We start from the raw sequence: 13,096 nt of genomic DNA, 5'->3' as shown, positions 1-13,096 counted from the left end.
ACTCTAGGCACTGGGTCCGACGTCAGGTCAGCAGCCGCTCGCTTCCCACGTGGTACTCGGAAACCGACGCGTCGACGATCGCGCCTTGTTGTTCCTCGCTGATGCCCTCACCACGGAACGATTCGACGGCGTCCGCCGACTCCCAGCGTTCGAAGATGTTGATGCGATTCGGCTCGATCAGGTCGGCGCTGATCGCGAAGTCCAGGCATCCCGGCGCTCGGCGGGCTTGCTGCACAACCGCTCGACAGCCCACCAGATAGCTGTCTCGCTGCTGCGGCTCGACGACGAGGTAACCCGCGACGATCACCACTGGACGCTCCTTCGCTTGCATCAGACCGTTGACGATATGACCGGGTGAGCAAGCAGAACTCATCGGTGCGAGCCGCAAACTGCAACACGTTTCAGTTTTGCAGGGCTTGTCGGTACGCTGGCCGAATGCCAGCAGCTACCCGTCAAGAACCGGCGATCGACGGCTGGTTCGCCATCGAGACCGGTTCGCCCTATCTGATCGGCGCGAAGTGTCCGCAATGCGGCACCTACATCTTTCCGCCGCGTGCCAACAATTGCCCCAACCCCGGCTGTGACGGTGACCAGCTCGACCAAGTGCCGCTGTCGCGGCGCGGAAAGCTGTGGAGCTACACCGAAAACCGGTATGCACCGCCGCCGCCCTACCCATCCCCCGATCCATTTGAGCCCTTCGCAGTCGCCGCGGTGGAGCTGGCCGACGAGGGTCTGATCGTGCTCGGCAAGGTGGTAGACGGCACCCTGGCCGCCGACCTGAAAGTCGGTCTGGAGATGGAGCTGACCACTATGCCGCTGTTCGTCGACGACGACGGCGTCGAGCGCATCGTCTACGCCTGGAGGGTCGCATCATGAGCGATCCGGTCTACATCCTCGGCGCCGGGATGCATCCCTGGGGCAAATGGGGCAACGACTTCACCGAATACGGTGTGGCCGCGGCGCGTGCCGCGCTGGGCGAGGCTGGATTGGACTGGCGGCAGATTCAGTTGGTGGCCGGCGCGGACACCATTCGCAACGGCTATCCGGGTTTCGTCGCCGGGGCGACGTTCGCGCAGAAGCTGGGCTGGAACGGTGTGCCTGTCAGTTCGAGTTATGCGGCGTGCGCCAGCGGATCGCAAGCCCTGCAAAGCGCCCGCGCACAGATCCTTGCCGGGTTCTGCGACGTGGTGCTGGTGATCGGCGCCGACACCACGCCCAAAGGCTTTTTCGCTCCGGTCGGCGGCGAGCGGAAGAACGACCCGGATTGGCAGCGGTTCCACCTGATCGGCGCTACCAACACGGTGTATTTTGCGCTGCTGGCGCGACGCCGGATGGACCTGTACGGCGCTACCCTCGAGGACTTCGCCCAGGTCAAGGTCAAGAACTCCAAGCATGGGCTCAACAACCCGAACGCCCGCTACCGCAAGGAGAACTCGATCGAAGACGTGCTGGCCAGCCCTGTGGTCTCGGACCCGCTGCGACTGCTGGACATCTGCGCGACTTCGGACGGCGCCGCGGCGCTGATCGTGGCGAGCAAGTCCTTTACCGAGAAGCACCTCGGCTCGCTCAACGGCGTGCCTTCGGTGCGCGCGGTCAGCACCGTCACTCCCCGCTACCCACAGCACCTGCCCGAATTACCAGATATTGCAACGGATTCCACCGCGGTGGTGGCCGCGCCGGATCGGATGTTCAAGGACCAGATCATCGACGCCGCCTATGCCGAGGCCGGCATCGGGCCGGAAGACCTCAGCCTGGCCGAGGTTTATGACCTGTCCACCGCGCTCGAGCTGGACTGGTATGAACACCTCGGGCTGTGCGCCAAGGGCGACGCCGAGTCGCTACTGCGCAGCGGCGCCACAACGATCGGCGGGAAGATTCCGGTCAACCCCTCGGGTGGGCTGGCCTGCTTCGGCGAGGCAATTCCCGCACAAGCGATCGCACAGGTCTGCGAGCTCAGCTGGCAGCTGCGCGGCCAGGCCACCGGCCGCCAGGTCGAGGGCGCCAAGGCCGGAATCACCGCGAATCAGGGCCTGTTCGGCCACGGATCGTCGGTGGTCGTAGCCCGTTAGCCCGACGATTCCGCGTCTTTGGCCGTGTCGAGGGTTTCCAGCACGACTTCGGCGACGTGCTTCATCGTGGTCCGCCGGTCCATCGCGGCGCGCTGGATCCACTTGAACGCCTCCGGCTCGGTCATGCCCTGGTTGGCTTGCAGCAGGCCCTTCGCTCGTTCCACGAGCTTGCGGGTTTCCAGCCGATCAGACAGCGTTTCGACTTCGCGCTCAAGTGCCCTGATCTCGCTGAAGCGGCTGAGCGCCAGTTCAATCGACGGGATCAGGTCGGAGATGGTAAACGGTTTGACCAAGTAGGCCATCGCCCCGGCGTCGCGTGCGCGTTCGACGAGGTCACGCTGGCTGAAAGCGGTCAGCACCACAATCGGTGCGATGCGTTTGCGGGCAATCTCCGACGCGGCGTCGATGCCGTCGCGGCGCGGCATCTTCACGTCCATGATCACCAGGTCCGGTTTGAGCTGCTCCGCTAGCTCGACGGCTTCCTGGCCGTCGCCGGCCTCGCCGACGATTTCGTAGCCCTCTTCGCGGAGCATTTCGGCCAAGTCGAGCCGGATGAGCGCCTCATCCTCAGCGATCAGCACCCGGTGGGAGGCTTGGGTATCGACGTCGGTCGTGGAGCCGGTCATGACGACATTGTGTCGTGGCCCGCGGGGATCATCGACCGCGGGGTTGGTGACGCTCGACTCCTCACGGCCATCCTCTATGGTGGGAGGCCGTAGCCAGCAGGCCCTCGTATCCCAACTGGCAGAGGAAACGGATTCAAAACCCGTACAGTGTGAGTTCGAATCTCACCGAGGGCACTCAAACTGTAGAAGCATTCACGCAGCTAGATAGCCATTTTCGTGTTTGCTAGATCGCCGCACCAGCACCTCGTGCCCACATTTTGCCCACAGTTTCAGATAACTTGTCGGCAACTGCAGTGAAGTCAGAATCGAAAAGATCGGCATACACGTCCAGCGTCATCGCGGCCGAAGCATGGCCCAGCATCCGCTGAACCACCTTCGGATTGGCGCCCGAAGCAATCGCCAAAGACGCCGCGGTGTGACGCAAGTCGTGCGCCGTCACCCGCGGAAAAGTCTTGTCGGCCTTCTGGCAGCGCTCGACAGCCCCGGCCATCCATGACTTGGTTGTCGGCGGTGCTAGATAGCCCCCGTCCTGCGCCGGCCAAATCAACTCGTCGCGGTCCTTGCCTACACAGGTCGCCGCCAGCTCGTCGACCACGAACGCCGGTAGCGCCACCGAGCGGCTGCGCCCGGTCTTAAGCGTGCCAACGTGTGTTTGGCCGCCGACCGCGACGGCGTTCTCATGCAACACGATCCGGCGGTGCAAGAAATTTACGTCCGAAACCCGAAGCGCCGCAGCCTCACCCCAACGCAGGCCCACAGTGCCGAGCAGCAGCACCAGCGACCCGTACCGACCGGACTCGTGCGCCAGGGCGTGCAGTTGCTCGGGCGTGAGGTACACGTTCGGGCGTTTAGCCCTGCGCGGCAACTTGACTCCGCGGGCAGGGTTGACCGCCAGCAGTCGGTCGCGCACGGCGTCATCGAGGATGCCCGCCAGCACTGAATGGACGGTGATGACCCTCGACCCGCTCAGCTTCTTCGACAGCTCTGCGACCCACGCTTGCACCGCGGTGTAGCGGATCTCGGCCACCCTTGCTGTGCGCCAGCGCGGCTCGACGTGGACGCGCCAGGCGTTCTCGTAGGAGCGGTAGCCGCTGGGCTTCATATGGCCTTCTTTGCGTGCCAACCACGCCGGCCCCAACTCCCCCACCATCACACGGCCCAGCGACGGTGCCACGTACTCGCCGCGAACTTTGGTGACTTCTACCGAGTTGGCGAACACCTCGGCGTCACGCTTGGTCTTGAAACCGCGCTTGTCGGTCTGCCCGCGGCCGGGTGTCCGATAGCGGACGCGATAAAGCGTTGTGCCGCTTGCGGTTTGGTATTTGCTAATCGTGGCCATTTGCGAGTGCTTTCTCGAGTTCCGCGCGTAGAGCACGCGACACTTGGCCGCGCTTCTGCTTGTTGGCATCCGGACCCGCGATCCGGTCCCGCTCCTGACTAAACGGCTTGCGCCACAGCCGCAGCGACAGCGCCGCGAGATCGTCACGGCCGATACCAAGACGCGCCGCTAGTCGGTCCTCGGTCAGTCCGGAAGCCTGCCGCATACGGGCAATGTCGAACTTTTCACGGGTTGCGGTGCGGCCGATCTGGGAACCGCGCAGATCCCACAGTTGGCCGGCGCAGTAGTCGGCAACCCGTTGGCCGCGCGGGTCGAACTCGTCGGTCACAGTCACGAAACCGTCGAATATCACTAGGTCGGCTAGGCGGACCCGCGGTTCACGGTCAGGTTTCATCAGGTCGGCCGGCATGCGGCCGGTGGGCTTCCCCACGGCGCTATCTAAGGCTGCCGCGAGTGCTAGCACTGTGGCGAACGTTGGTGCTGTCCTACCGACCTCGAAGTCGCGGACCTTGCTAGCGGTCGCAGTGGGCCGCCGACGCGGTGGCAACGAGCGCGGCTGTGCACGCAGCGATTGCAGGGATGATGGCGATTCGCATGGCGTGTCCTCTAATAAGTACTGTTTTGCTAGACACCGGGGCATAGGTCGTCGTTGGCGTATACCACCGCCTTATCGGCACCTTTAGGAGTGAGCCCAGTGGAACCCTCGTTCTTGTCTGAGCTGTAAACGATTTCGGCCGCCACCTGTTCACGCGATTTGCCGGCAGCAAGCTCTCGACATATATTCCATCCCCCACTCAACAAATCCGAATCGCCAGCTGCACTGGTGAGCCCTGCGTCGTGCATATCGTTAAGGTAGCTGTCCTCGTCGGCGTGAGCCGGTGCTGCCAAACCAATTGCGGCCGTCGCGCTCGCTGCTGCGATGAGCGATCCAACACCGAGAAACATGTTCCCAACCCCCTTGTTGGATGATGTTTGCCCGACCTGATGGCAGCGTATGCCCCTCTGACCCCGGCAACCCGCGATTCTTCGAAAGAATTAGTCAGTCCCGCAAAGGGTCGGGGTGTTGCTAGCCCGGTCAAAGCTTCCGGTCAGCTCGCGGCGTTCGTCCAGCAGTTCGTCGACCTGGCGACTCGACGGCTCGCCACCATGCTCGCGGATCGAGCGGCGCACGGCCGTTGGGAGCCGGAGCAACCAACTTCGTCCGGTCGCACGGCCCAAGCGAATCGACTGCGCGAGCTGGGGCGGATCAAATAGCATGCTGACCGTGGGAGCGGAAGCCGCCTATGGCACGCCGCCGCCAGCGACTCGGTCGAAGCACAATTGGTTGGTCGCGTTGTTGGTGGTCCTGCTTATCGCGGCCGCAGGTGCCGCTGTAACGTCCTGTCATCCGAAGGCGACCGGCGGGGAGTTGGTGCTTACCGGGGCTGCCGACCCCGGCGCGAACGCGTTCATGCCCCCCGCGGCTCCGCCGCCGCCGACGAACACCCAACCCCCGCCTACCCTGCAACCTCAGGGCGATGGCGCCACCTTGGCGACTCTGCCGCTGCCCGGCGACCGTGACGGCCTCTATGGCGGCACCCTCAACAACGCCGAATCCGACCGCGAAAAAATGATCAGCTTCCTGGGCAGCCACCCCGCCCAGGCCGGCGCGTTCGTCGAAGCCCTCAACACCGACACCACCGTGTACTGGAGCGGCGGACGCACACTTACCGTCGCCGACATCCCCACCTACCTGCACGAACTCACCCCCGCCCTGCTGCGGCTGGACACCCGAATCACCAACCACGGGTTCGACGGAACGCACCCCACCACCGTGCAGTCGGTCTTCCAAGAGGGCACCGCCGTGCTCGTCGACGCCCACGGGGTACCCCGCGCCCGCTTCTTCTCTGGCAGCCCACTCACTGCGCCGATCACATTGACAGGCATACCGAAACTCGTTGGCACACAGTGGCCCGGCTACCGCCCCGGAGCTCTCGCCGAGGTCCGGGCTACCACCGCGGCCATCGCCAACTTCGTGCTGGTCGACGTCGTCACCGGGCACCCCTTCAACCGGCCCGCTGGAACCACCGGCACCAACGACACCCCTCACACCCAGCCCGTCGCGCCACCCGAACCCGCCACGAGCGCGCCGCCCACATCCGGACAAGCACCCCAATCCGCACCCACCGCGCCCACGACCGGAGCCCAATCCGCACCCGCCTCGCCCACGCCCGGACAAGCACCCACCCCGGCCACGACCGGACAAGCACCCCAACTGGATATTGACGGCACTTATCTGTTCCATAACGTCATTCCCGGCGGCTGCGACAGAGGCATTCCCGACTACACGATGAATGTGACCCATCAAGGCAACACGCTGAAACTTGGCCCTTACCAGACCGGCACCCTGAACGGCGACGGATCGTTCGCGACCCACTATGGGTACGTCGACATGCGGGGAGTCTTCGCCACCGAAGGCGGCCGCACCGTCATCCGCGACGGCACAGCTGACCAAGTTGGTTGCCACACTACCTTCGTGGCCACCAAGCAGTGAACGACAACCCAAGATCGCCTCCATCTGTGGAGCCCGTTAGAAACCGGGTTAAGCTGCGCGCCCAGCGGAGGGTTCTCGTTCGGTCGCCGCTCCGTTTGGGCAGATCGCACAAGGGTGCAGGAATCACACTTTCCTCGGGTGGAACGTGGCACCGCTAGCCCGGCGCTACGTGTCGACCGCCATGTGCTCGCCGGTCCCGCGATGGCGCGAGGAGTTCGTCGATTTGACGACGGGCTGACTGCCCACGCCGTGCCCACAATTTGCCCACAGTTACAGATAACTCCCGTGAACTACGGTGATGTTTTTCCGCTGTTTGAAGGGGGTACCGCTGCCCTACCAGACCCCGAAATAGAGTTCGAATCTCACCGAGGGCACTCAAACTGTCGACACGTCGGTGCCGGTCGAGTCTTTGGCGTCAGCCCTGCGGATTAGTTGCCGAAGATGCGCCGCGGCTGGCCGGACGAATAAGCGCGCCGCTGGAACTGGATCGCCTTAGTCGCCGAAGTCACAATCCGAGGAACACGTTGAGCAGGGCGCCCCACAGCTCGGCGGTGGTCAGTGTGGGAATCTCGAAGACGGTTGTCAGTCCTTCGACTATCGGTGTGGCCGAGTCGATTTCGGCTGGCGACAACCCGAGGTAGGCGAAATGGAGTACCAACCCGAACAGGATCTCCTCGTATGTGGTGCCCAAGGAGCCGGGGTTCGCCCAAACGTCACCGTCGATGTTGTATACCTCGGTCGGGTACAGGTTGTCGGGAACGCCCATCGGATTGGCACCGAGCATCACGAAACGTAAAGCGTCGGTGGGGATTTTGTCGTGGGCGAGTTCCTGTTCGGCGATGGCGGCGATGGCGCTGCTTTGCGAGTACGTGAAAATGGTCAGCGGGTCGCTGCAGACGCCGAAGGCGTTGCAGTCCATGCTGCCGGCGTCATAGGCGGCGACGACCGCGTTGACGAGGATTTGCTCGCCTTGCGTCACGCTTGAGGTGAAGTCGAAGGTTTCGGGGGTGGTCAGCGCCACCGTCGTCGCGGCGGTGCCGTCGTACCCGTCCGGGTCGAGGTACAGGCTTTCCGCGGGGCTGATGTAGCCGGCATCTGGTGTCGGTAGGCCGGTGGAGCCCAGGATTAGCGCGTGGGTTGAGCCGGACAGCATGTCGTTGGCCCCGTTGGCCCCGTCGGCATTGGCTGCACCGGCCAACGCCACCGCGGTGCAGCACAGGGCCGCACCGAGAATCACGTTCTTCATCGACCCCCCTTTTCTCAAGATCACATGTCGATGAGGCCTTATAACACACGGGCAGAATATCTCAGGCTCCGTTAAGGTAGCCCTGAAATCAAAATAATTTGCATGACAAATAATTGATGGAGTCGGACCTCGATGTGCTAAACCGAGCGGCCGGAGAAACACCAGGTGCTTCTGCGGTTTGCGCAGGCCCAGTCGGTATCAGCGACTGATGCAATAGGCCGACGGCCATAACGTCGCGATCATGTGGTGTGCGGGGAGCCGAGCTGGTGGCGTTGCCAACGGCGGATGATCGCGGACCTGGCCACGCGCGATGGCCGAGTCGTGCAGCACATCATGCCCACTGGGTCGCTGGCCGAACATTTCATGTCAGCGTGGCTGACCCATTAGGCTTTTGCTGTGGTGGCTAGGAGTTGCGGTGCCACCCAACCCGCAGGTTGGCGGCGAAAGCCGGACTGCGTAGCGGCGGTCCGGGCGGAACCGCGCGTCCGCAATCAGTCCTATGCCGAGCGCATCGCGCGGCGCCGCCGCATACTCCGCCTCAACACATCGCTGGCGATGATCATCAGCGTGGCCTTCGGGGCAATGCAACTTGTGGTCGCACCGCACCTGTGGTGGACCGGTGTAATCAACCTCCTCGGCGCCGCGATCTACGTGATGGTCCCTTGGCTGTACCGCTTCGGCGAGCTGGTTCCGCCGCTGACCTTCATCGGCACCGCGTACGCGTCGATCTTCGTCATCTGTTCGATCGTGGGCACGGGCTCGGGTTTGCAGCTCTACTTCCTCGTCGCAGCCTGCCTTGTGGTTTTTCAATTGGGCATCGAGCGAATTGTTCTGGCGGCGATCTTGGCCGCGATCGCCGCTGGATTGGTGATCGCCCTGCAGTTCCTCGTCCCCCGCGACACTGGTGTTCAGCCGCAGTGGTTTTTGTCGGCGGCCTTTGTCGTCACGACAATCTCGGCTTGCGTGATGGCGGTCGCGACGGTGTGGTACGCGCTACGCGAACTGCGCCGCGCCCAGGAGGCCGTGCAGATGGAGTACGAACGGTCCGAGGCCTTGTTGGCCAACATGTTGCCGGCCAGCATCGCCGAGCGGCTAAAGGACCCGGCGCGCAACATCATTGCCGATAAATACGACGACGCATCAGTTCTTTTCGCCGACATTGCCGGCTTCACTGAGCGGGCCAGTGACATCGCCCCGGACAAGCTGATCCGATTCCTGGATCGGCTTTACAGCGACTTCGACGCGCTGGTGGACAAACACGGCCTGGAGAAAATCAAAGTCAGCGGCGATTCCTACATGGTGGTCAGTGGAGTGCCCGAGCCGCGGCCGGATCACGTGGAGGCGCTCGCAGACCTTGCTCTCGACATGGCCCAGACCGCAAGCGGATTGAAGGATACGCACGGCGATGCGTTGCCCTTGCGAATTGGACTGGCCAACGGCCCCGTCGTCGCCGGCGTGGTGGGCTCGCGGCGGTTCTTTTATGACGTGTGGGGCGATGCGGTCAATGTTGCATCGCGGATGGAATCCACCGATTCGGTAGGGCGGATCCAGGTGCCCGAGGATGTCTACCAGCGGCTCAAAAACGACTTCGTGCTACAGGAGCGCGGTGCCTTCGATGTCAAAGGAAAAGGCATCATGCGCACCTGGTATCTCGTTGGCCGCAAACCGGACACCGGTTCGGGCGGCGTGCGCGCTGCGGCGCCGCAAACAGCCAGGGTCTGACTCGCAGCACAAACCTTCCATCACGATCATCATTTGTGCGAAACTTCGGACATGGAAACCACTTCTGTCCCAAGGTTGTTGCCGCATATGTGGAAGTCGATACTGGTATCCGGAATTCTGGCGCTGGCGCTGGGCATCTTGACGTTGGCATGGCCCGGAGAGACGCTTCTCATCGCGGCCATCCTTTTCGGCGTTTACCTGCTGACCACCGGGATCGTGCAGGTCTTATTCGCGTTCAGTCTGCATGTGTCTGCCGGCGGACGGATCCTGCTGTTCATCAGCGGGGCCGCTTCGCTGATTCTGGCGGTCCTCGCGTTCAGACATTTCGGCAAGGATCCACTCACCGCGATCCTGTTCTTGGCAATCTGGATCGGTGTCGGGTTCATCTTCCGCGGCGTAGCGACCACGGTCTCGGCGATCAGTGATCCCGCATTACCGGGCCGCGGCTGGCAGATATTCGTTGGCCTGATCAGCCTTGTGGCGGGCATTGTCATGATCGGATCGCCCTTCGAATCGCTCGCGATCCTGACGCTCATCGTCGGCATCTGGCTCATCGTGATCGGCGTGTTCGAGATCGTGTCGTCGTTCGGTATTCGCAACGCGTCCAAGCGGGTAGACAACGCCCTGGCGGGTGGACCGCCCGGCGCGGCCTGACCGGCCAACGTGATCGTGGCGACAACTTTGTGGTGCTGATCGCAGTCGTCTACTACACTTCGTAGTAGCACTGGACTATGTCGCCGGGAAGGTGGCAGATGGACGTCGTCGATGTTTCGCGGTGGCAGTTCGGTATCACCACCGTCTATCACTTCATCTTCGTGCCACTCACCATCGGTTTGGCGCCCCTAATTGCCGTCATGCAGACGGTGTGGGTTGTCACCGACAACGTCGCCTGGTATCGGCTCACCAAGTTCTTCGCCAAGCTGTTCCTGATCAACTTCGCGATCGGCGTGGCGACTGGGATCGTGCAGGAGTTCCAATTCGGGATGAATTGGAGCGAGTATTCCCGCTTCGTCGGCGACATCTTCGGCGCGCCGCTGGCGATGGAAGGCCTGTTCGCCTTCTTTTTTGAATCCACCTTCATCGGATTGTGGATCTTCGGCTGGAGCCGGCTGCCGCGGCTGATACACCTGGCCTGCATCTGGATAGTCGCGATCGGCGTCAACGTGTCCGCGTTTTTCATCATCGCGGCGAACTCGTTCATGCAACACCCGGTCGGCGCGCACTACAACCCCGTGACGCGGCGCGCCGAGTTGAACAGCATCACCGCGCTATTGACCAATAACACTGCGCTGGCAGCGTTTTCGCACACGGTGCTGGGTGCCTTGCTGACCGCTGCAACATTCGTGGCCGCGATCGGCGCGTGGTGGCTGGTGCGTTCGGATCCGGATGTCCGCGCCATATTTCGCCCTGCGGTGATCCTGGGGTGCTGGGTGGTGCTGCTCGCCACCGTCGGCCTATTGTTCACCGGTGACCGCCAGGGCAAGCTGATGTTCGTTCAGCAACCGATGAAAATGGCTTCGGCGGAATCGTTGTGCAACACCCAAACTGATCCGGACTTCTCGATCTTGACCGTCGGCACGCACAACAACTGCGACAGCGTCACCCGTGTTATCGAGGTGCCCTACGTGTTGCCGTTCCTTGCCGAAGGACGATTCGACGGCGTCACGTTGCAGGGTGTGCGCAACATGCAGCAGGACTACGAACATCAATTCGGCCCGAACGACTACCGGCCCAACCTGTTCGTCACCTATTGGTCGTTCCGCGCGATGATCGGTTTTCTGGCGATTCCGGTGTTGTTCGCGCTGGCGGCGTTGTGGTTCACCCGGAGCGGCCGGGCGCCCAATCAACGTTGGTTTTCCTGGCTGGCGCTGCTGACCATCCCGACGCCCTTCTTGGCCAACATATCCGGGTGGGTGTTCACCGAGATGGGCCGCCAGCCGTGGATCGTCGTGCCGAACCCGACCGGTGACCAGCAGATCCGCTTCACCGTTCATCAAGCCGTCTCCAACCACCCCCCCGGCATGGTTGTCACCTCGCTGGTGACCTTCACGCTCGTCTATGGGGTGCTCGCCGTCGTCTGGTTCTACCTGCTCAAGCGCTACGTCGTCGAAGGGCCGCGAGAACACGACGCGGAACCGGCGCCGCCGCGGGCACCCAGCGACGACGATGTTGCGCCGCTGTCGTTTGCGTATTAGCGCCAACCTGGAAAAGGAGCTGACCGATGGGACTGCAAGAGTTGTGGTTCGGCATCATCGGGATGCTTTTCCTCGCTTTCTTCATCCTGGAGGGTTTCGACTTCGGCGTCGGCATGTTGATGGAGCCATTCGCCCGCATCGGCGCGGGTGAGCCTGAATTGCAGCGCCGCACAGTGCTTAACACCATCGGGCCGGTATGGGACGGCAACGAAGTCTGGTTGATCACCAGCGGCGCTGCGATGTTCGCCGCGTTTCCCGGCTGGTATGCCACCGTGTTCTCCACGCTGTATCTGCCGCTGCTGGCGATCCTGTTCGGCATGATCTTGCGCGCCGTGGCGATCGAATGGCGTGGCAAGGTCGACGACACGAAATGGCGCGGCTGGGCCGATTTCGGGATCGCCGCCGGGTCGTGGTTGCCCGCGGTGTTGTGGGGCGTGGCCTTCGCCGTCCTGGTCCGCGGCCTGCCGGTGGACGCCGCAGGCCACATCCACTTGTCGATCACCGACGTGCTCAACCCCTACACCGTGCTGGGCGGTCTGGCTACCGGCGGTTTGTTCTTGCTCTACGGCGCGGTGTTCGTCACGTTGAAGACCTCGCGCACGATCCGCGACGACGCATACCGATTCGCGATGTGGCTGTCGCTTCCGGTGGCCGGACTGGTTGCGGCATTTGGGCTTTGGACGCAGCTGGCCCACGGAAAGGGCTGGACCTGGGTGGCGCTCGGGGTGGCCGTCGTCGCGCAGCTGGCAGCGGCGCTGCTGGTGTGGCGGCGCGCCTACGACGGGTGGGCCTTTGCCTGCACGGCGGTGGTGGTTGCAGCCGTTGTCGTCCTTCTGTTCGGCGCGTTGTATCCGAACCTCGTGCCCTCGAGGCTGAACAGCCAGTGGAACGTGACGATCTACAACGCGTCGTCGACCCCGTACACGCTGAAGATTATGACCTGGGTGATGGCGATCATGGCCCCGTTGACAGTCGTGTACCAGGCGTGGACGTATTGGGTGTTTCGGCAACGGATCTCAGCCGACCGGATACCGCCGTCGATCGGACTGGCGAGGCGACCGTCCTGAGCGCGAGCAGCCGGGGGCCCCTGGACCCAAGACTATGGCGGGCATCTGCTGCACTGCGCCATTTCCTGGTTGCGACCGTAGCCTGCGGTGTAGTGATCTCCGGTTGCGCCATCGCGTCAGCGATCCTGCTGGCGCACATCGCTTCACAGGTCATCACTCACTCGGCGGCGCGTAACTTGAGCCAGTGGACGCCGATGTTATCGATACTCCTGACGGTATGGGCGGTAGGCGCGGTGGCCCACTGGCTGCAGGCCCGGCTGGGACAACACGGCGCCAGCGCAGTGATCGCCGATCTCGGC

13 protein-coding genes, 1 tRNA gene and 1 pseudogene are annotated in these 13,096 nt (G+C 63.1%); 9 read left to right on the top strand and 6 right to left on the bottom strand.

Features of this window, described 5'->3' with window-relative positions:
* Positions 1–22: 22 nt before the first annotated feature.
* A complete protein-coding gene (locus WB785_RS01810; protein ID WP_424076989.1) occupies positions 23–310 on the bottom strand; it encodes a putative quinol monooxygenase in 288 nt (95 codons plus the stop codon).
* Between the two features lie 125 nt (positions 311–435).
* On the opposite strand from WB785_RS01810, the gene WB785_RS01805 reads away from it, so the two are divergent.
* Positions 436–876 (top strand): Zn-ribbon domain-containing OB-fold protein, encoded by a 441-nt coding sequence (locus tag WB785_RS01805; RefSeq protein ID WP_424076988.1) that lies wholly within the window; start codon positions 436–438, stop codon positions 874–876.
* A complete protein-coding gene (locus WB785_RS01800; protein WP_424076987.1) occupies positions 873–2,069 on the top strand; it encodes a lipid-transfer protein in 1,197 nt (398 codons plus the stop codon). Before WB785_RS01805 ends, WB785_RS01800 begins: the two co-directional genes overlap by 4 nt.
* Here WB785_RS01800 and WB785_RS01795 read toward each other — a convergent pair.
* On the bottom strand, positions 2,066–2,695 hold the full coding sequence (locus WB785_RS01795) for an ANTAR domain-containing response regulator (RefSeq protein WP_424076986.1): 630 nt from the start codon (positions 2,693–2,695) through the stop codon (positions 2,066–2,068). The genes WB785_RS01800 and WB785_RS01795 overlap by 4 nt on opposite strands.
* 100 nt (positions 2,696–2,795) lie before the next feature.
* On the opposite strand from WB785_RS01795, the gene WB785_RS01790 reads away from it, so the two are divergent.
* A tRNA-Leu gene (locus WB785_RS01790) sits at positions 2,796–2,869 on the top strand.
* A gap of 49 nt (positions 2,870–2,918) precedes the next feature.
* On the opposite strand, the gene WB785_RS01785 is transcribed toward WB785_RS01790, so the two are convergent.
* The 3 genes from WB785_RS01785 to WB785_RS01775 all read right to left on the bottom strand — a co-directional run bounded on the left by WB785_RS01785 (position 2,919) and on the right by WB785_RS01775 (position 4,979).
* Positions 2,919–4,034, bottom strand: a complete 1,116-nt coding sequence (locus WB785_RS01785; RefSeq protein ID WP_424076985.1) for a tyrosine-type recombinase/integrase — start codon at positions 4,032–4,034, stop codon at positions 2,919–2,921.
* Positions 4,021–4,464 carry a hypothetical protein gene (locus WB785_RS01780; RefSeq protein ID WP_424076984.1) on the bottom strand — a complete coding sequence of 148 codons (444 nt, stop codon included), beginning with the start codon at positions 4,462–4,464 and terminating at the stop codon, positions 4,021–4,023. Before WB785_RS01780 ends, WB785_RS01785 begins: the two co-directional genes overlap by 14 nt.
* A 194-nt stretch (positions 4,465–4,658) precedes the next feature.
* Complete coding sequence (locus WB785_RS01775) at positions 4,659–4,979, bottom strand: DUF732 domain-containing protein (protein WP_424076983.1); 321 nt, start codon at positions 4,977–4,979, stop codon at positions 4,659–4,661.
* Between the two features lie 319 nt (positions 4,980–5,298).
* Between WB785_RS01775 and WB785_RS01770 the strand changes: the two genes are divergently transcribed.
* Complete coding sequence (locus tag WB785_RS01770; protein ID WP_424076982.1) at positions 5,299–6,567, top strand: DUF6777 domain-containing protein; 1,269 nt, start codon at positions 5,299–5,301, stop codon at positions 6,565–6,567.
* A gap of 505 nt (positions 6,568–7,072) precedes the next feature.
* On the opposite strand, the gene WB785_RS01765 is transcribed toward WB785_RS01770, so the two are convergent.
* Positions 7,073–7,813 (bottom strand): PE-PPE domain-containing protein, encoded by a 741-nt coding sequence (locus tag WB785_RS01765; protein ID WP_424076981.1) that lies wholly within the window; start codon positions 7,811–7,813, stop codon positions 7,073–7,075.
* 396 nt (positions 7,814–8,209) lie between these two features.
* Between WB785_RS01765 and WB785_RS01760 the strand changes: the two genes are divergently transcribed.
* The 5 genes and pseudogenes from WB785_RS01760 to WB785_RS01740 form a co-directional block, all read left to right on the top strand.
* Positions 8,210–9,535: an adenylate/guanylate cyclase domain-containing protein gene (locus tag WB785_RS01760; RefSeq protein WP_424076980.1), complete on the top strand. Its 1,326-nt coding sequence runs from the start codon at positions 8,210–8,212 to the stop codon at positions 9,533–9,535.
* 33 nt (positions 9,536–9,568) lie between these two features.
* Positions 9,569–10,189, top strand: a complete 621-nt coding sequence (locus WB785_RS01755) for an HdeD family acid-resistance protein (RefSeq protein WP_424076979.1) — start codon at positions 9,569–9,571, stop codon at positions 10,187–10,189.
* Between the two features lie 98 nt (positions 10,190–10,287).
* A complete protein-coding gene (locus tag WB785_RS01750; protein WP_424076978.1) occupies positions 10,288–11,730 on the top strand; it encodes a cytochrome ubiquinol oxidase subunit I in 1,443 nt (480 codons plus the stop codon).
* A 26-nt stretch (positions 11,731–11,756) separates the two neighbouring features.
* Positions 11,757–12,797, top strand: a complete 1,041-nt coding sequence (cydB, locus tag WB785_RS01745) for a cytochrome d ubiquinol oxidase subunit II (RefSeq protein WP_424076977.1) — start codon at positions 11,757–11,759, stop codon at positions 12,795–12,797.
* 92 nt (positions 12,798–12,889) lie between these two features.
* Positions 12,890–13,096, top strand: a pseudogene (locus WB785_RS01740) (thiol reductant ABC exporter subunit CydD); the annotation flags it as partial.

This window comes from Mycobacterium sp. (assembly GCF_049585075.1).
Classification (GTDB): domain Bacteria; phylum Actinomycetota; class Actinomycetes; order Mycobacteriales; family Mycobacteriaceae; genus Mycobacterium.
This window is presented reverse-complemented; position numbering and strand designations above follow the sequence as displayed.

What these genes read in the sequence shown, in the direction of transcription:
- WB785_RS01805 (WP_424076988.1), top strand. Translation starts at nt 436, where the DNA reads ATGCCAGCAGCTACCCGTCAAGAACCGGCGATCGACGGCTGGTTCGCC.
- WB785_RS01800 (WP_424076987.1), top strand. Translation starts at nt 873, where the DNA reads ATGAGCGATCCGGTCTACATCCTCGGCGCCGGGATGCATCCCTGGGGC.
- WB785_RS01795 (WP_424076986.1), bottom strand. Translation starts at nt 2,695, where the DNA reads ATGACCGGCTCCACGACCGACGTCGATACCCAAGCCTCCCACCGGGTG.
- WB785_RS01785 (WP_424076985.1), bottom strand. Translation starts at nt 4,034, where the DNA reads ATGGCCACGATTAGCAAATACCAAACCGCAAGCGGCACAACGCTTTAT.
- WB785_RS01775 (WP_424076983.1), bottom strand. Translation starts at nt 4,979, where the DNA reads ATGTTTCTCGGTGTTGGATCGCTCATCGCAGCAGCGAGCGCGACGGCC.
- WB785_RS01765 (WP_424076981.1), bottom strand. Translation starts at nt 7,813, where the DNA reads ATGAAGAACGTGATTCTCGGTGCGGCCCTGTGCTGCACCGCGGTGGCG.
- WB785_RS01750 (WP_424076978.1), top strand. Translation starts at nt 10,288, where the DNA reads ATGGACGTCGTCGATGTTTCGCGGTGGCAGTTCGGTATCACCACCGTC.
- cydB (WP_424076977.1), top strand. Translation starts at nt 11,757, where the DNA reads ATGGGACTGCAAGAGTTGTGGTTCGGCATCATCGGGATGCTTTTCCTC.